The following is a 16,190-nucleotide window of genomic DNA, read 5'->3' as shown; positions in this document are numbered from 1 at the left end:
GTGACTCAGCCTGCCGCAGCCCGACCGCCCAAGCCGCTGTACAGCAACGTCAGTCCGGCGGTCAGTTCGCCATGCATCAGCCTGTGCCGTCTCGATGAGGAAAAGGTCTGCCGTGGCTGTTTCCGCCATGTGGAGGACATTCGCGAGTGGCGTTCGGCCGATGACGAGCGGCGCCGAGTGATCTGCGCACAAGCGTTGCGGCGCAAACAGAGCGCTACAGCCGGGGGGCTTTAGGTTCGTACTGGTACGGTTTGTTTATTCAGTGTGCTGTGATAGTGTCCGACTTCGCCTCGCTACATCGAGGCCGGTGAGAACCCCGTCTTATTTGGCGGGGTTTTGCTTTTTTGTGCAGAAAAAATAGGAGTCAGCCAGGATCATGAGTACTGCACCATCCATCATCCTTACCCGCCTTGACGTGCAACGTCTGGAGCGCCTGATCGACAGCCTGGACGACTCGCTGCCAGGCGTCATTGCACTGCAAACCGAGTTGGATCGTGCCGAAACGCTGGTGGGTCACGATGAAGTCCCGGCCGGTGTCGTAACCATGAACTCGCGTGTGCATTGCCGTGAAGAAAGCAGTGGCAAGGACTACCACCTGACCCTGGTTTATCCACAGGACGCCAACGCCGACGAAGGCAAGATTTCGATCCTTGCACCCGTGGGCAGCGCCTTGCTGGGCTTGCAGGTTGGTCAATACATCGACTGGCCGGCGCCGGGTGGCAAGACTCTGAAGCTGACCCTGCTGGAAGTGGAATACCAGCCGGAAGCCGCAGGCGACTACCACCTCTGATTTGCGGCTAGACCTGCTCGAGCGCGTCGTTCAGTGCGCGCTCCAGGCTGGCCTTGTAGCGCAGATATACAATGCTCGAACTTTGCCCATCACCGAGCAGGCCGGACAGGTCCAGATCGGTGATGTAGCAGCGGTAGCGCTCCGGTTCACGGCGCTGTCCGACGATTTCCTGGGCCACCACGCTGAACAGCTGGTTGCCATATTCCAATTCGGAAAACTCCCGTTGATTGCAGTACAGCGAGACTTGCACCTGGCCAGGTGCAGCTTTGCCGATGATCGCCTGCACGTCATAAAAGGCCTTGTCCACGGGTGTCGCAGGTGCTGGTCGCGCCTCTACCCGGCGCGCCCGACCGGTGCCTGAGGGCAGTATCTGCAAGTAGAGTGTGTCCAAAGGTTTCTCGTCCTGACTATTGTCCATCGACAGTAGCGCCTCGCGGCGGTAGAGGATCGACTGCAGGAAGCGCTGCAGGGGCACCAGCAGGCTTTGTTCGTCGTGGTAGGGCAGGGTCTGCTGCCACAGAGCGTTGTGCTCATCGAGGACATAGAGCTCGGCATTGTGCTCGATGATCCGGTAGAACACCTGAATGCAATCCGGCTGGCCCATGGGCAGGATCAGCGCCAGATCGTGATCTTCCAGGGCCATCGGATCGAGGTGCAGGGGGCTGTAGCGGGCTTGTTCCTGGCCCAGGTATTCAAGCAGCGCGGCGGCTGTCGCCATGGCCCGATGCCGAACCTGGCCGGGCACCAGTTCGAGGACGTGAAAGTGCTGCTGAACCTGGATCAGGTAGCGGTAATTGAGCTGACTGAGCAGGAGGTGGTGCGCAGTTTCGAACAGCTCCTCCACCCGTCGGGCGATGAACTGCGCGCGGTTGTGGCAGAAGCAGCGGACCCGCAGCCGTGGTTGTGAGTCGGACGGCAGGTTGTTGAGGTAGTCCCGCAGGCAATCGAGCAATGCATGTTCAGCGTCGTAACGACCGACCATGACCTCGTTCCAGCTATTGAGGGTGACCTGATCCAGGGTCAGCACCAGGTTCTCTCGCACCCCGGCGTAGCTCAGAGAGTCGGTGCGCTCGGTGGTCATGAGAATGTTCAGGTCGCGGTGATGCTTGAGTGGGTCGACTCCGACGTTCACCAGAATCAGCACTTCGCCGGGCACGCTGGCATGCAGCAACTGCTCTTCGCCGACGGTGGTCAATGGCAGGGCCACGGTCTGTTGCAGGCTGCCGAGCAAGTTGAACAGTTCGAATTCGCTCAGGTCGCTGCTGCCAGGGTGCAGGGCCAGGCGCGTGCTGCTGTCGATCACCCCGTTGCGATGGCACCAGGTCAGCAGCTCAAGCAATTCACGGCTGCGCTTGATAGGGGCGAAGTGTTCCCACTCCAGGGCGGTCAGGTTGCCGTTGTACAGGCCCCAATGAGTCTGCCCCGGTTCTTTCTTGTTTGGTGACTGCACCAGGGTCAGGGTGTCTTCCGCGAGGTCCGGGGCGATGCCGGGGTTGATGAACTCGATTTTCCCCGCCTTGCGTTCGAATGCCGCGTACAGGCGCCGGCCCAGCACGTTCAAGTCACGTTTGTTGATCAGGCTGGCGGCCTGTTCGGTGCGGGCGAACTGGGTCAGGAAGCGGTAGCTGTAGTTGAGCTCGTTGACCAGCGCCCGGCGCTCACTGCTGACCTGGCGTACCTTCCATTGGCTGCGGCTGTCCAGCAGGGCCAGTTGGCGCTGATCCCAGCCCCATTCGCTGGCCAGGCGCTCAAGCAGCGCTCGCTGCCAGCTCGGACTGCGAGCGCCATTGCCGCTGGAAAGCTTGCGGTTGACCTTGAGATACAGGCTGCGCCGCACCAGCTCCAGACGCTCGGGCTCACCACGAGCCTTGAGGTATTCCTCGATGCGTCGATAGACCACGATATAGGGGTCCAGCTCGTCCAGATCCAGGCGGTTGGCGAATACCGCCTGCTTGAAGCGCAGGCTCAGGCACTGGACCTTGGGATGCTCGCTGGCGTAGACCTCGATCAGCAGCAGCTTGAGCACCGACTTGTAGGGCGACTCGATGCCTTTGAATAGCTGCCAGAGTCCAGCGCCGATGAATTCCCCGGGAGGGATGCGGGCCATGTGGCCCAGGTCGAGGTTTTCCTCGGCGGGGACAAAACGTTTGGACAGCAGCGTGTGGATATACCGCTCGTAGCGACCTTCTTCATACACCGGTACCAACCACCACAGGGGCGTGCGTCCGGCCAGCCAGATGGCGGTGCGGTAGAACTCGTCCAGCAGCAGGTAGTGCTGGGTGGTGCCGCAATCGTCCGAACTCAACTGTGTATCCCGCTCGCCGCGGATAAAGCGGCTGGGGTCGATCAGGAAAAAATGCGCCTCGGCGCCCTGGCCCGCAGCCCAGGCTTCCAGCAACTGGCATTTCTTCTGCAGTTCCGCCAGCTCGGTTTCGTTCAGGTCTGGGGCATGGCAAACCCAGACATCCATGTCGCTTTGGTCGGCCTGGGCCAGGGTGCCCAGGCTGCCCATGAGAAACAGGCCGTGGATAGGTCGAGGTGGGTTGCCATGACGAGGCTTGTAGGAAAAGGAACGAGTCAGGCGCTGGGCTTCAGCCAGGGCTTGCGGGTCGGGCTCGTAGTTGGACAACCCCGCCGGGGTAGCGCCGGAAACATAGCCGGGCAGCAGTGGATGATTGACGTGAAAGAACAGTGGCAGCAGGTTGAGGACCAACTGCTGGCGTGCCGACAACCCTTCCATTGCCCGAGCCATGCGTCCTGCATTGAGGGTGAGAAAGCGCGCGCGCAGTTGACTGAGAACCTTGCGATCGATTCCTTCATCCAGATCGGGACGGATTTCATGGGTATGGGGCATTTCAAGCGGAGCTCGAACGTGGCGGTTTGAGGACGGCAGCAGTTTATCGTCAGACAAGGCTGAGCCTTAAGCTGATTTTGTTTTTTGACGCCAGATTTCTAGCGTATTGGCGGGAGGGTGCCTACGGAATCCGACAGACGGGAACCCCGCAGGCCGAGGAGCAGTGTTCAGGCGGTTTCTTTGACGCTCAGGATGGTCAGCAGGCCTTGAGCATGCTCGGCTGCATCCCGGCCAAGGCTGGTCAGGTAGCCCCCATCGGGTTGGGTCAGCAGTTCTTTGTCAAACAGGCGTTGGGCGGCGGCGATGGCAGAAGGGGCAGCGGTCTGATGGATTTTCAGGCCTTCCTGGGAGTTGTCCAGGTTGAAGAGTGCAAGGATTTCCAGTTCGGCAACCAACTCAGGGGTATACGACATAAGGACTCCAGACTTTCTAGGAATGAGAGGTCAGCGTTCTTAAGGTGACCGCAGAACGGCGGCGTGTCCAGCGTTCGCTGAGGACTTTTGTACCTGAGGGCAGCGGTCTTTGGCCGCAGGGTGCCTGCAGTGTAGTCAGGTCGGCAGTGGCGTGCCGGAACGTTGCTGCGGGCAGCGCTCCGGTGGTACCGGCTTACTGCTTCTCTGGAGGCAGTTCTGGCAGGGCGCGCAGCGCGGCTTCGTACCATTGGGTATCGAAGGCGCGGTCTTCCTCGAGGATCGCATCGATCTCGACAGCCAGGACGTGGGCCATCAGGTTGAGGATTTCTTCGCGCTCGTAACCCACCAGGGTCAGCTTGTTGAAGGTGGCCTTGGCTGCTGGCGGATTGTCGCTTTCGATCTGGTTCTCGATCGCTTCGATCAGGGTGTTTTCGGCGAACTCTTCTTCGTCGTTGTCGATATCGGTTGGCTCGCTCATGGCAGGCTCCTCAAGGAAAGGTCGCCAGTTTACTCGTATTCAGAGGCTGGATGCTGCTGGTCAGAAGCGGATTAACCTTCTATAAAAAGTCCTGCCGACCCCCTGCACGGCCTGGAGGCTATGGGATGTTCAAGCTTTATGGGTTCGCCATCAGCAACTACTACAACATGGTCAAACTGGCCCTGCTGGAAAAGGGCCTGCCCTTCGAGGAGGTGCTGTTCTACGCCGGCCAAAGCCCCGAGGCGCTGGCCATCAGTCCCCGGGGCAAGGTTCCGGTGCTGGAAGTGGAGCAGGGCTTTATCAGCGAAACCAGCGTGATTCTTGATTACCTGGAGCAGGTCCATCCTGAGCCGGCGCTGCTGCCGGGAGATGCCTTCGAACGAGCTCAGGTGCTGGCACTGGCCAAGGAGATCGAACTCTATATCGAGCTGCCGGCCCGGGCCTGTTTCCCCGAAGTGTTCTTTGGTGCGACGCTGCCCGAGGCGATCAAGGAAAAGGCCGGAATCGAATTGCTGCAGGGCTTTGCCGCATTGCGCCGGCATGCCCGGTTCGCGCCTTATGTGGCGGGTACCAGCCTGAGCGTGGCGGACCTGTATTTCCAGTACAGCGTGAACCTGGCCCTGGTAGTCGGGGACAAGCTGTTCGGGATCGACTTACTGGCCGATATGCCAGAGGCCAAGGCCCTGTTGGAGCGCCTGGAACAGACGCCCAACGCCAGGCGGATTGCCGCTGACAAGGCTGCGCTTATTACCGCCAGGCGATCGGGACGCTAGCGCCGGGCAGCCAGTTTGCAAGGACCGGCAGAGGGTTGCCGGCCCCTGCGGGCAGGGTGCTTAGCGGCTGGCCAGCAACGCCTGGCCGCGAGCCACCGCAGCCCGGACCTGAGTTGGAGCGGTGCCGCCGATGTGGTTACGGGCATTGACCGAGCCTTCCAGGGTCAGCACGGCAAACACGTCCTGCTCGATCTGGTCGCTGAATTTGCGCAGTTCTTCAAGGCTCATTTCTGCCAGGTCCTTGCCAGTCTCCACACCGTACTTCACGGCGTGGCCGACGATTTCGTGGCAGTCACGGAACGGCAGGCCACGGCGCACCAGATAGTCCGCCAGGTCAGTGGCGGTGGAGAAGCCGCGCAGGGCCGCTTCACGCATGATGGCGTGCTTGGGCTTGATGGCTGGGACCATGTCGGCAAAGGCCCGCAGCGAGTCGCGCAGGGTGTCGGCGGCGTCGAACAGCGGCTCCTTGTCTTCCTGGTTGTCCTTGTTGTACGCCAGGGGCTGGCCCTTCATCAGGGTCAGCAGGCCCATCAGTGCGCCAAACACCCGGCCACTCTTGCCCCGTACCAGCTCCGGCACGTCGGGGTTTTTCTTTTGCGGCATGATCGAGCTGCCGGTGCAGAAGCGGTCCGGCAGATCGATGAACTGGAATTGCGCGCTGGTCCACAGCACCAGCTCTTCGGAGAAGCGCGACAGGTGCATCATCGCCACGCTGGCGGCGGCGCAGAATTCGATGGCGAAGTCACGGTCCGAAACGCTGTCCAGGGAGTTGCCGCCCACGGCTTCGAAGCCCAGCAGCTGGCAGGTCAGCTCGCGGTCGATGGGGTAGGTGGTGCCGGCCAGCGCAGCGCTGCCCAGGGGCATGCGGTTGGTGCGCTTGCGGCAGTCCACCAGGCGCTCGTAGTCGCGGCTGAGCATTTCGAACCAGGCCAGCATATGGTGGCCGAAGGTCACGGGCTGGGCGGTCTGCAGGTGAGTGAAGCCCGGCATGATGCTCTCGGCTTCGCGCTCGGCCAGCTCCAGCAGGCCTTTCTGCAAGCGGGTGATTTCGGCCAGGATCAGGTCGATTTCGTCCCGCAGCCACAGGCGGATGTCGGTGGCCACCTGATCATTGCGGCTGCGACCGGTGTGCAGCTTCTTGCCGGTGATACCGATGCGATCGGTCAGGCGCGCTTCGATGTTCATGTGCACGTCTTCAAGGTCCACGCGCCAGTCGAAGCTGCCGGCCTCGATCTCGCCCTGAATGGTCTTCAGGCCGTCGATGATGCTGTCACGCTCGGCGTCGGTGAGCACACCAACCTTGGCCAGCATTGTGGCATGAGCGATGGAGCCCATGATGTCGTGGCGATACAGGCGCTGGTCGAAAGTGACAGAGGCGGTGAAGCGGGCGACGAAGGCGTCGACGGGTTCACTGAAGCGGCCGCCCCAGGACTGATTGGTCTTGTCAGTGCTCATGAATTCGCTCGTGATCTGCTGAAGGAAGATGGCGTGAAAAACAGGCGCCGATAATAACAGGGTTGCCTGGGCTGTCGCTGGCACTGGTCGGCAGCTTTTTTTCTCCTGGCCTGCGCTGCATGGCTTGTCGCCGGCCCCGAGGGCGCAGAGACTGAGATCGGCACAATTCGGAGCGCACCTGGGCAGGGGCGCCTTGAGTGCGGAAGGTGATATCGATCAAACGATATTTATCGATTGAGCAATATCGTCTTGGCAACCGTCTACAGTTGGACAGGAGGACCGGCACAATTGCGTAACACCCCTCGCGTGTTCGCACTGGGTCTGTCCATCGAGTTCACTCCGCGCAGGTCCATGCAACCCGTCCACGAAACGAGGCGGGTGTGGCCAGGGTGGACGCCGACCACAGTAACGAGGGGGGCTTTGTGTTGAATACCAGCATTCCCTGCGACGCCGTCGCGCATCCACCGACCTGGGGCGGTATCGGGCAGGTACGGGTAAATATTGGTGCCCGACTTGCGGCACTTTTTGGCCTTAGCACTAGTCTTAGCGTGGATCGCCGTGACGGACGTCACTCCACCTGTCTACGCTATCCTTGTGCGAGACTCACGCAGGAATCCAGCGCAATATGAATGTCCTGATCGTTGATGACGAACCCCTAGCCCGCGAGCGCCTGAGCCGAATGGTCAGTGAGCTTGAGGGATACAGTGTCCTGGAGCCCAGCGCCACCAATGGCGAAGAGGCGCTGAGCCTGATCGAGAGCCTGAAGCCGGATATCGTCTTGCTCGATGTCCGCATGCCGGGCCTGGACGGTCTGCAGGTCGCCGGTAAATTGTGCGAGCGCGAGACGCCTCCGGCGCTGGTGTTTTGCGCGGCCCCGGACGAATTTGCCTTAGAGGCTTTCAATGCCAGTGGGGTCGGCCACCTGGTCAAGCCCGTGCGCCCAGAGCTGCTGCTGGAGGCGCTGAAAAAGGCCGAGAAACCCAATCGTGTGCAGTTGGCGGCCCTGACTCGGCCGGCGGCGGAAAGCGGCAACGGCCCACGCAGTCACATCAGTGCTCGCACCCGTAAGGGGATCGAGCTGATTCCTCTGGCTCAGGTGGTGTATTTCATTGCTGACCACAAGTACGTGACTTTGCGCCATGAAAGCGGCGAAGTACTTCTGGATGAGCCATTGAAGGCATTGGAAGACGAATTTGGTGAACGCTTTGTGCGTATTCATCGCAATGCGCTGGTGGCCCGCGAGCGGATCGAGCGTCTGCAACGTACGCCCCTGGGGCATTTTCAGCTGTACCTCAAGGGGCTCAATGGCGATGCCCTGATCGTCAGCCGGCGCCATGTGGCGGGTGTGCGCAAGATGATGCAGCAGCTCTAGACCGAGACCCAAGGCCCGCAAAAAGGCAAGCCTGGCGTCGGGAGGACGCTGCGTTTCTGATACAAGTCAAAGCTGCTTTGGCTGAGCTGTTATTATCTGCCGTATCTATTCAGTACGGATTGATCCATGTCCTCTCGCGAAATCCGCATCGCTACCCGCAAAAGTGCACTGGCCTTGTGGCAGGCCGAATACGTCAAAGCCCGTCTGCAAGAGGCCCATCCGGGCCTCGTCGTGACCCTGGTGCCCATGGTCAGTCGCGGCGACAAACTGCTGGACTCGCCCCTGTCGAAAATCGGCGGCAAGGGCCTGTTCGTCAAGGAACTGGAAACCGCACTGCTGGAAAACCAGGCCGATATCGCCGTGCATTCGATGAAAGACGTGCCCATGGACTTCCCCGAAGGCCTGGGGTTGTTCTGCATCTGCGAGCGCGAAGACCCACGTGACGCTTTCGTCTCCAATACCTACGCCAGCCTCGAGCAATTGCCGGAAGGCAGTGTGGTGGGTACCTCCAGCCTGCGCCGCCAGGCCCAACTGCTGACCCGTCGCCCTGACCTGCAGATTCGTTTTCTGCGGGGCAACGTCAATACCCGGCTGGCCAAGCTGGACGCCGGCGAGTACGACGCCATTATCCTGGCCGCCGCCGGCCTGATTCGCCTGGGCTTCGAAGACCGCATCAGTTCGTCCATCAGTGTCGATGACAGTCTGCCCGCCGGTGGCCAAGGCGCTGTCGGTATCGAGTGTCGTAGTGTCGATACTGAAATTCACGCGTTGCTGGCGCCTCTGCACCATGCCGACACGGCCAGCCGGGTGACTGCCGAGCGAGCGCTGAACAAGCATTTGAACGGCGGCTGCCAGGTTCCGATTGCCTGCTACGCAGTGCTGGAAGGCGATCAGATCTGGCTGCGTGGCCTGGTCGGCGAGCCTAGCGGCGGCCTGCTGTTGAGCGCCGAAGCGCGTGGCCCGCGAGCGTCGGCCACTGAACTGGGGGTGAAGGTGGCAGATGACCTGCTGGCCCAGGGCGCCGATGACATCCTGCGCGCGGTCTACGGCGAGGCGGGCGAAGAGTGATCGGGTGGCGCCTGCTGCTGACCCGGCCAAGCGAGGATAGTGCTGCATTGGCAGCAACCCTGGCCGAGGTCGGTGTCTTCAGCAGCAGCCTGCCGTTACTGGAGATTCAAGCCTTGCCCGTCAGCGATTCGCAGCGAGCGACCCTGCTGGAGCTGGATCGCTACTGTGCGTTGATCGTGGTCAGCAAGCCTGCCGCGCACCTTGGCCTGGGCCTGCTGCGAGCCTATTGGCCCCAGCCCCCCGCTCAAAGCTGGTTCAGTGTCGGTGCCGGCACCGGGCAGATCCTTGCGGATGCAGGCCTGCAAGTGTTTTATCCCCAAGCAGGCGATGACAGCGAAGCCTTGCTTGAACTTCCCCAATTGCGCGAGGCTATCCGGCGCCCTGAGCCAAGGGTGCTGATCGTGCGTGGAGAGGGCGGTCGCGAGCTGCTCTCTGAGCGCTTGCGTGACCTAGGTGCTAGTGTCGATTATCTGGAACTCTACCGCCGGTGCCTGCCGCATTACCGCGAGGATGCGCTGCTTGAGCGGATTCAGGGGGAACGCTTGAACGGCCTGGTGGTCAGCAGTGGACAGGGTTTCAGCCACTTGCAGCAGTTGGCCGGCCCAGCCTGGTCGCAGTTGGCGAAGATGCCGTTGTTTGTTCCAAGCCCCCGGGTTGCCGAAATGGCACGTGCCGCCGGGGCGGAAAAAGTTGTGGATTGTCGCGGCGCCAGTGCCGCGGCTTTGCTAACGGCGTTACGGGAGCAACCCGTGCCCGTTCTCTAACGCAAAGGATGGATACGTGAGCGAAACAGCCTTGCCTAAAGATGAAGTCCGGCCGGTGCCTGAAACACCTGCTGAACCCACGACCCGAACCGTTGAACGTCGTGGCAACGGGTTGGCGATACTGGCCCTGCTGCTGGGGGCGGCGGGTGTCGCCGCCGGCGGTTGGGGGATCTGGCAGGTGCGCAGCCTGCAAGCCAACAACCAGCAGCAACTGAGCCAGCTGCAGGCCCTGGGGGATCAGGCGCAGAGTTTCAAACTCAGTGAGCAGCGCCTGAGTGCACGCTTGGAACAACTGCCGGCAGCCGATGAGCTGGAGGACCGGCGACGGCTGGTGGCCCAGTTGCAAGGTGATCAGCAGCGCTTGAATCAGCGCCTGGAAACCGTGCTCGGCGCCAGCCGCAAGGACTGGCGCTTGGCCGAGGCCGAGCATCTGCTGCGTCTGGCCAGCCTGCGTCTTTCTGCGCTGCAGGACATCAGCAGCGCTCAGGCGCTGGTCCAGGGCGCCGACGATATCCTGCGGGAGCAGAACGACCCGGGTTCCTTCGCTGCACGCGAGCAGTTGGCCAAGAGCCTGGCGGCCCTGCGCAGCACCGAGCAACCGGATCGCACCGGGCTGTTCCTGCAACTGGGTGCCCTGCGTGATCAGGTCCTAGAACTCAGCGCCGTGGCTCCGGAGTACAAGGATCGTGGCGAATCATTGCTGGGGCTGACCGCCGACGGTGACGGCGCAAGCCGTTGGGCGCAGTGGTGGGATCAGGTCTCCCGCTATTTCCGCATCGACTTCAATGCCGACAAGAACATCCGTCCATTGCTGGCCGGCCAAGGGCTGACTCAGGTACGCCTGGCTCTGAGCCTGGCGCTGGAACAGGCCCAGTGGGCTGCCTTGAATGGTCAGGCGGCGGTCTATACCCAGGCACTGACCGAGGCACGTGATGTGCTGACTGGCAACTTCAATCAGGACAATCCGCAAAGCAAGATCATGCTTGAGCGCTTGTCCGAACTGAGCAAGCAGCCGGTGACTGTTGTCACCCCGGATCTGGCCAAGACCCTGAGCACGGTCCAGGCCTATCTCGAGCGGCGCAATCTGAACGCTGAGGATTCAGTCAAGCCTCTGGCCAAACCTGCGGCGAACACCGCCCAGGAGACGAGCCCATGAAGCGCGCCTATGTGATCGTTCTACTGGTCATCGCAGCCATCGGCCTGTTGGGACTGGCCATTGCCGAGCATCCCGGGTACGTACTGATCGCCTACAGCAACTTTCGCTACGAATCGAGCCTCTGGGCAACCCTGGCCCTGGTGGCGCTGATCTGGTTGGTGATCTGGGGCATCAAGTTGTTGATTGAATTGGTGATGGTCTCCGGTGGTGTGGTCAACCCCTGGTCGCGGCGCAATCGTAGCCGCCGAGTGCAAATCGCCATCGAGCAGGGCCAGATGGACCTTGCCGAAGGTCGTTGGGCCAGCGCGCAAAAACACCTGCACCGTGCCGCGGAAGCCGAACGTCAACCGCTGTTGTATTACCTCGGTGCGGCCCGTGCCGCCAACGAGCAAGGCCACTATGAAGAGTGTGATCAGTTGCTGGAGCGGGCGCTGACCCGCCAGCCCCAGGCCGAGCTGGCGGTGGCTCTGAGTCATGCCCAGTTGCAGACCGACCGCGGTGATACCGAAGGTGCCCTGAGCACCCTGCAAGCGATGCATGAGCGCCATCCCCATAGCGTTCAGGTCCTGCGCCAGTTGCAGCGCCTGCATCAACAGCGTGGCGACTGGTCGGCGCTGATCCGTTTGTTGCCCGAGTTGCGCAAGGACAAGGCACTGCCGGCCAGCGAGTTGCAGGAGCTGGAACGGCGCGCCTGGGGTGAGAACCTGACCCTGGCGGCGCGACGCGAAGAGGATCAGGTGGCGGGCCTGCAGTCTCTCAACCGGGCCTGGCAGCAACTGACTTCGGCGCAACGCCAGGAGCCACAACTGGTGCTGGCCTACGCCGAGCAACTGCGTCAGCTGGGGGCGGGAGCCGAGGCTGAAGAGGCCCTGCGCACAGCCCTCAAGCGTAAATATGAAAGCCATCTGGCACGGCTTTACGGGCTGGTGCGGGGCAGCGATCCATCTCGTCAGTTGCAGACTGCCGAGCATTGGCTGAAGGAGCATGCGGACGACCCGAGCCTGCTGCTGACCCTGGGCCGTCTGTGCCTGCAGAACAGTCTGTGGGGCAAGGCCCGGGACTATCTGGAAAGCAGCCTGCGCCTGCAACGCAATCCTGAAGCCTGTGCCGAGCTGGCTCGTTTGCTGGCTCAGTTGGGTGATACCGAGCGCAGCAACCAGCTGTTCCAGGAAGGCCTGGGAATGCTCGACGAGCGCCTGCTGGCGTCACCGTTGCCGGTTCCGGTACGGATCTGAAGCGTCTTCGGGGCCGGTTGCCTGTTGCAGGTAACCGGCCTTTTTTGTCCGGGTTTGATGGCTCATTCACTGTCAATCGTCGACCCACTGCGGCATAGCGCTCCTTGAAAGGAGCGAGCGCTTTCTCTACCGTGGCTGCCTGTTTCTCTCCGTTACGGATATCTCATGTCGCTGGCCGGCTCCCGCTTGCTGTTCTCCCTGGTGTTCCTGGTGGGGGCTTTTGCCTCGTGGGCGGCGTTCAACCTGCAATCTGGTGGTGGCCTGGAATCCTGCCCCTTGTGGGGCGTGCAGCGCTTGCTGCTGATGATGTTTACTGGCGTCAATCTACTGGCCGTGGTGCAGGGGCCGGGGCGCATGGGACGAGCGGTCTACTGGGCGCTCAACCTGATACTGGGCCTGTTCGGAGTGATCACCGCCGGGCGTCATGTGTTGCTGCAGAACATTCCTTCCGAGCAACTCCTGGCCTGCCTGCCGGACATGCCGTTCATGCTGCGCAACCTGTCCTGGTGGCAGGCGTTGCAATTGACCTTCATGGGGACGTCGGACTGCGCGGAGGTCACCTGGACCCTGCTCGACATGAGTCTGCCCGAATGGAGCCTGCTGTTTTTCGTCATCATGCTGATCTTCAGCGGCTACCGTCTGCTGCGCCTGTCTCGAGCCAGGCGCAAGGCTGCGGTGTTGCCCTGAGTCATTGTTTGGTGGGAGGGCGCGGATTAAACGCTTGTATGAACTTTATCTCCTGCGTACCTTGATGCTGTTGTCGAGCGGGCATAATCTGGCCCGCACGCGTCACTGGAATTATGTTGCTCGATGCCGTTGCGCCTGACCGGATCCAGAGTCTCCAAAGGGGGGCGGCGGGCAAGTGGCATGACCCATAAGGGAAGAGAGATCACCATGCTCGAAAGTTGTCAGAATGCTCAGGAACGCTGGGGTGGAGTGCATCTGCTGATCGACCGCTGGTTGCAGGAGCGTCACGAACTGGTTCGAGCCTATGATGCGTTGGGCGCCGAGCCTGAAGCCCTGAGCGAGAGCAAGAAACCGCTGCAGGAATTCTGCGGGATTCTGGTGGACTACGTTTCCGCCGGTCATTTTGAAATCTACGAACAGCTCACCAGCGAGGCCAAGGCCTTTGGCGACAAGCGCGGGCTCGAGCTGGCCGATACCCTCTATCCGCGCATCGACGTGATCACTGAAAAGCTCCTGGCGTTCAACGACCTGTGTGATGCGGGTCAGTGCGTGGCGCAGAAGTTCAAGGAGTTGGGCGGTCTGTTGCACGAACGCTTCGAACTGGAAGATTGCCTGATCGAAGTGCTGCATAACGCCCACAAGCAGGAAGCGGTAGCTCAAGCCTGAGAACAGGGCCGAGCAATACAGGAACGGCACGCCTTGGCGTGCCGTTTTTCGTTTCTGTGCCTTAGCCGGCGACGCCCAGCAGTTCGATCTCGAATACCAGCGGTGTGTAAGGCGCGATCAGGTCGCCCGCGCCTTCGGTGCCGTAGGCCTGATTCGAAGGAATCACCAGTCGCCATTTGGCGCCGGTGGGCATCTGCGACAAGGCGCTGCGCCAGCCTTCGATCACACTGTCCAGGCGAAACCACTGCGGTTGCTGGGTCTGATCGAACACGGTGCCATCGGGCAGGCGTCCGGTGTAGCGCACCTGGACGGAGCCGTTGGGGCTGGCCTTGTTACCACTGCCGGGTGCCAGTTCGGTCAGGAGAATGCCATCGGCCAGTTGGCGAACGCCGGGCTTGGCTTTTTCCTGGTCGAGAAAGCGTCGTTCGTTTTCCAGGGCCGCTTCAGTTTTCGACTTGGTCGACTGCTCACTGATCTGCGCATCGTGCTCAGTCAGGATCTGTTCGATGCGTTCGGTTTTTAGGGCCAGTGGCTTGCCTTGATAAGCGGCTTTCAAACCCTCGACCAATGCCTGGATCTGCAGATCGGGCACTTCGTCGCGCAGTCGTTCACCGAGGCTTGCGCCCAGGCTGTAGGCAAGGTCGTGAGCGTCATTGGGCGGCGCTTCGGCAGCAGCCTGAGCCAGTGGCAAGAACAGGCTCAGGGATAAAAACAGGTAACGCGACATGGGCACTCTCCGGCCTGAGTAGCGGTGGATTATGCCAGCGACAAAGCACGGGTTGGTGAGCAACTTCGATGACGGCGAAGAACATTTTCAATCCGCTGCAACGCCGGGCTTTCGATACTGTCAACATGCCCTAGCGGCGGTAGCAGCAGAGGTCTAGTATGAGCCGCAACTCACGTCAGCCAGGAGGTAAACCATGTCGGCCAATAAGAAGCCTGTAAATACTCCGTTGCATTTGCTCCAACAGCTGTCGGGCAGCTTGCTCGAACATTTGGAAAACGCTTGTTCCCAAGCCTTGGCTGATGCTGAAAAACTGCTCGCCAAGCTGGAAAAACAACGGGGCAAAGCGCAGGAAAAACTGCACAAATCGCGCACCAAATTGCAGGACGCTGCGGCGGCCGGCAAGGCCAAGGCACAAGCCAAGGCCAAGACCGCGGTGAAGGAACTCGAAGACCTGCTGGATGCATTGAAAGAGCGCCAGGCACAGACCCGCAGCTACATTCTGCAACTCAAGCGCGATGCCCAGGAAAGCCTGAAACTGGCCCAGGGCGTGGGTCGTGTGAAGGAAGCAGTGGCCAAGGTATTGAGCACTCGTGATGCCAAGCCGGTAGCTGTCGCGGCGAAGAAACCAGCGGCCAAGCCTGCAGCCAAAGCACCTGCCAAATCTGCCGCCAAGCCAGTGGCGAAAAAAGCGGCTGCCAGTGCAGCTAAACCCGCAGCCAAACCCGCGGCGAGCAAACCCGCAGCGGCTAAACCTGCCGCCAAGCCTGCGCCTGCCAAACCTGTTGCCGCCAAGACGGCTGCCGCCAAGCCTGCAGCCAAAGCTGCCGCCAAGCCAGTGGCTAAACCTGCCGCCAAACCTGTAGCAGCCAAACCTGCTAAACCCGCTGCCAAGCCTGCGGCCAAACCCGCAGCGGCTAAAACAGCCGCCGCAAAACCTGTGGCAGCCAAACCCGCAGCTAAACCTGCCGCCGCAAAAGCGCCGGCCAAACCTGCTGCCAAACCCGCCAGCAAGCCTGCAGTAGCCGCCAAGCCAGCAGCATCGTCGGCTGCGAAACCAGCAGCCAAGCCGGCGGCTAAACCTGCAGCTAAACCGGCTGCGAAAAAGCCGGCGGCAGCCAAGCCAGCAGCCAAGCCTGCTGTAGCCAAACCCGTCACCCCGGCGGCCAAGCCAGCTGCTCCAGCAGCGGTTGCGGTCAAGCCTGCTGCACCCGCGCCTGCAGCCTCGCCAGCAGCTGCGAGCACCGCTCCTGCCGCTCCGGCTCCTGCCGGTACTCCTTCCAGCGCTTCTTAAGCGCCGGTCACCGCGACGCGCAGCACCTGCAGCGCGTCGCGGTTGCGTTCGGCGGCTCCGGCCGCCAATCCTCCAAGCCAGTCTTCCAGGCTCTTCGCTTGAGCTTCCGGCCATTCCCGTACCCGCTCCTGCAGGCGCAACAGCAATTGCCGTTCGGCTTCCAGTTCCAGGGTCTTGACCTGTTCGCGCAAGGCACTCAACTCAAGGTCCTCGCGGGCCGCATCGCGCCAGCCAATGCGTAAGTCGCGCAGGGGCTGAACCACGTCCCGGTGCCAGGGCGCCGCGAACGCTTTCAATTGCTCCAGGCGCTGACTATCGCAGCGGATTCCCCGCTGGCCAAGCCAGGCGCCACAGAGCAACAGGCAGACATTGGCACCCTCGCCCTGCAGTTGCAGACAGGCTTCCTGCACGCCGGGAAGGGCATAGGTGTTCAGGGAAAAACTCCACAGGTCAGAGGACAT

General features: G+C 61.5%; 17 protein-coding genes. 11 read left to right on the top strand and 6 right to left on the bottom strand.

The genetic code is table 11. From position 1 onward, the window contains the following. The gene (locus P7C00_RS31235) at positions 1-234 is read left to right on the top strand and encodes a DUF1289 domain-containing protein (protein WP_404937892.1); all 234 of its coding nucleotides are present in this window, start codon (positions 1-3) and stop codon (positions 232-234) included. Between the two features lie 142 nt (positions 235-376). Then, positions 377-790 (top strand): nucleoside diphosphate kinase regulator, encoded by a 414-nt coding sequence (gene rnk, locus P7C00_RS31230; RefSeq protein WP_011064182.1) that lies wholly within the window; start codon positions 377-379, stop codon positions 788-790. Positions 791-797: 7 nt separating this feature from the next. On the opposite strand, the gene P7C00_RS31225 is transcribed toward rnk, so the two are convergent. From P7C00_RS31225 to P7C00_RS31215, 3 genes are all read right to left on the bottom strand, one after another. Next, a complete protein-coding gene (locus tag P7C00_RS31225; protein ID WP_404937891.1) occupies positions 798-3,644 on the bottom strand; it encodes a class I adenylate cyclase in 2,847 nt (948 codons plus the stop codon). Positions 3,645-3,811: 167 nt separating this feature from the next. Beyond that, positions 3,812-4,057: a TIGR02647 family protein gene (locus P7C00_RS31220; RefSeq protein WP_123726799.1), complete on the bottom strand. Its 246-nt coding sequence runs from the start codon at positions 4,055-4,057 to the stop codon at positions 3,812-3,814. Between the two features lie 193 nt (positions 4,058-4,250). Then, positions 4,251-4,535, bottom strand: a complete 285-nt coding sequence (locus P7C00_RS31215) for a hypothetical protein (protein ID WP_102862226.1) — start codon at positions 4,533-4,535, stop codon at positions 4,251-4,253. Positions 4,536-4,660: 125 nt separating this feature from the next. Here P7C00_RS31215 and P7C00_RS31210 point away from each other — a divergent pair, with 125 nt between their 5' ends. Further along, on the top strand, positions 4,661-5,308 hold the full coding sequence (locus P7C00_RS31210) for a glutathione S-transferase (RefSeq protein ID WP_404937890.1): 648 nt from the start codon (positions 4,661-4,663) through the stop codon (positions 5,306-5,308). A 60-nt stretch (positions 5,309-5,368) separates the two neighbouring features. Here the strand turns inward: P7C00_RS31210 and argH are convergent, their stop codons facing one another. Next, positions 5,369-6,763: an argininosuccinate lyase gene (gene argH, locus P7C00_RS31205; protein ID WP_346633364.1), complete on the bottom strand. Its 1,395-nt coding sequence runs from the start codon at positions 6,761-6,763 to the stop codon at positions 5,369-5,371. Between the two features lie 625 nt (positions 6,764-7,388). On the opposite strand from argH, the gene P7C00_RS31200 reads away from it, so the two are divergent. From P7C00_RS31200 to P7C00_RS31170, 7 genes are all read left to right on the top strand, one after another. Then, a complete protein-coding gene (locus P7C00_RS31200) occupies positions 7,389-8,135 on the top strand; it encodes a LytTR family DNA-binding domain-containing protein (RefSeq protein ID WP_123726797.1) in 747 nt (248 codons plus the stop codon). 126 nt (positions 8,136-8,261) lie between these two features. After that, entirely contained in the window at positions 8,262-9,203 is a 942-nt protein-coding gene (gene hemC, locus P7C00_RS31195; protein ID WP_404937889.1) for a hydroxymethylbilane synthase, read from the top strand. Further along, entirely contained in the window at positions 9,200-9,967 is a 768-nt protein-coding gene (locus P7C00_RS31190; RefSeq protein WP_404937888.1) for a uroporphyrinogen-III synthase, read from the top strand. The genes hemC and P7C00_RS31190 overlap by 4 nt, the downstream gene beginning before the upstream one ends. Before the next feature lie 16 nt (positions 9,968-9,983). Beyond that, on the top strand, positions 9,984-11,123 hold the full coding sequence (locus P7C00_RS31185) for a uroporphyrinogen-III C-methyltransferase (protein WP_404937887.1): 1,140 nt from the start codon (positions 9,984-9,986) through the stop codon (positions 11,121-11,123). Then, positions 11,120-12,358 (top strand): heme biosynthesis protein HemY, encoded by a 1,239-nt coding sequence (locus tag P7C00_RS31180; protein ID WP_346633360.1) that lies wholly within the window; start codon positions 11,120-11,122, stop codon positions 12,356-12,358. Before P7C00_RS31185 ends, P7C00_RS31180 begins: the two co-directional genes overlap by 4 nt. Positions 12,359-12,523: 165 nt before the next feature. Further along, positions 12,524-13,045 carry a disulfide bond formation protein B gene (locus P7C00_RS31175; protein WP_346633359.1) on the top strand — a complete coding sequence of 174 codons (522 nt, stop codon included), beginning with the start codon at positions 12,524-12,526 and terminating at the stop codon, positions 13,043-13,045. A gap of 207 nt (positions 13,046-13,252) precedes the next feature. Beyond that, the gene (locus P7C00_RS31170) at positions 13,253-13,711 is read left to right on the top strand and encodes an Rsd/AlgQ family anti-sigma factor (protein WP_011064170.1); all 459 of its coding nucleotides are present in this window, start codon (positions 13,253-13,255) and stop codon (positions 13,709-13,711) included. A gap of 61 nt (positions 13,712-13,772) precedes the next feature. Here P7C00_RS31170 and P7C00_RS31165 read toward each other — a convergent pair whose 3' ends face one another. Beyond that, on the bottom strand, positions 13,773-14,438 hold the full coding sequence (locus P7C00_RS31165) for an FKBP-type peptidyl-prolyl cis-trans isomerase (RefSeq protein ID WP_346633358.1): 666 nt from the start codon (positions 14,436-14,438) through the stop codon (positions 13,773-13,775). A 193-nt stretch (positions 14,439-14,631) separates the two neighbouring features. Between P7C00_RS31165 and P7C00_RS31160 the strand changes: the two genes are divergently transcribed. Beyond that, the gene (locus P7C00_RS31160) at positions 14,632-15,729 is read left to right on the top strand and encodes an AlgP family protein (RefSeq protein ID WP_404937886.1); all 1,098 of its coding nucleotides are present in this window, start codon (positions 14,632-14,634) and stop codon (positions 15,727-15,729) included. On the opposite strand, the gene P7C00_RS31155 is transcribed toward P7C00_RS31160, so the two are convergent. Beyond that, a complete protein-coding gene (locus tag P7C00_RS31155) occupies positions 15,726-16,190 on the bottom strand; it encodes a TIGR02444 family protein (RefSeq protein ID WP_346633356.1) in 465 nt (154 codons plus the stop codon). The two genes, P7C00_RS31160 and P7C00_RS31155, sit on opposite strands and share 4 nt — an antisense overlap.

The sequence above is a fragment of the Pseudomonas sp. JDS08PS003 genome, from assembly GCF_045013505.1.
Taxonomy (GTDB): domain Bacteria; phylum Pseudomonadota; class Gammaproteobacteria; order Pseudomonadales; family Pseudomonadaceae; genus Aquipseudomonas; species Aquipseudomonas protegens_B.
The sequence above is the reverse complement of the archived record's forward strand: the minus strand, read 5'-3'. Positions and strand labels throughout refer to the sequence as shown.

Bases quoted from the DNA above. Each gene is read 5' to 3' on its own strand.
- rnk (WP_011064182.1), top strand. From the start codon at position 377: ATGAGTACTGCACCATCCATCATCCTTACCCGCCTTGACGTGCAACGT.
- P7C00_RS31225 (WP_404937891.1), bottom strand. From the start codon at position 3,644: ATGCCCCATACCCATGAAATCCGTCCCGATCTGGATGAAGGAATCGAT.
- P7C00_RS31220 (WP_123726799.1), bottom strand. From the start codon at position 4,057: ATGTCGTATACCCCTGAGTTGGTTGCCGAACTGGAAATCCTTGCACTC.
- P7C00_RS31215 (WP_102862226.1), bottom strand. From the start codon at position 4,535: ATGAGCGAGCCAACCGATATCGACAACGACGAAGAAGAGTTCGCCGAA.
- P7C00_RS31210 (WP_404937890.1), top strand. From the start codon at position 4,661: ATGTTCAAGCTTTATGGGTTCGCCATCAGCAACTACTACAACATGGTC.
- argH (WP_346633364.1), bottom strand. From the start codon at position 6,763: ATGAGCACTGACAAGACCAATCAGTCCTGGGGCGGCCGCTTCAGTGAA.
- P7C00_RS31200 (WP_123726797.1), top strand. From the start codon at position 7,389: ATGAATGTCCTGATCGTTGATGACGAACCCCTAGCCCGCGAGCGCCTG.
- hemC (WP_404937889.1), top strand. From the start codon at position 8,262: ATGTCCTCTCGCGAAATCCGCATCGCTACCCGCAAAAGTGCACTGGCC.
- P7C00_RS31180 (WP_346633360.1), top strand. From the start codon at position 11,120: ATGAAGCGCGCCTATGTGATCGTTCTACTGGTCATCGCAGCCATCGGC.
- P7C00_RS31175 (WP_346633359.1), top strand. From the start codon at position 12,524: ATGTCGCTGGCCGGCTCCCGCTTGCTGTTCTCCCTGGTGTTCCTGGTG.
- P7C00_RS31170 (WP_011064170.1), top strand. From the start codon at position 13,253: ATGCTCGAAAGTTGTCAGAATGCTCAGGAACGCTGGGGTGGAGTGCAT.
- P7C00_RS31165 (WP_346633358.1), bottom strand. From the start codon at position 14,438: ATGTCGCGTTACCTGTTTTTATCCCTGAGCCTGTTCTTGCCACTGGCT.
- P7C00_RS31160 (WP_404937886.1), top strand. From the start codon at position 14,632: ATGTCGGCCAATAAGAAGCCTGTAAATACTCCGTTGCATTTGCTCCAA.
- P7C00_RS31155 (WP_346633356.1), bottom strand. From the start codon at position 16,190: ATGTCCTCTGACCTGTGGAGTTTTTCCCTGAACACCTATGCCCTTCCC.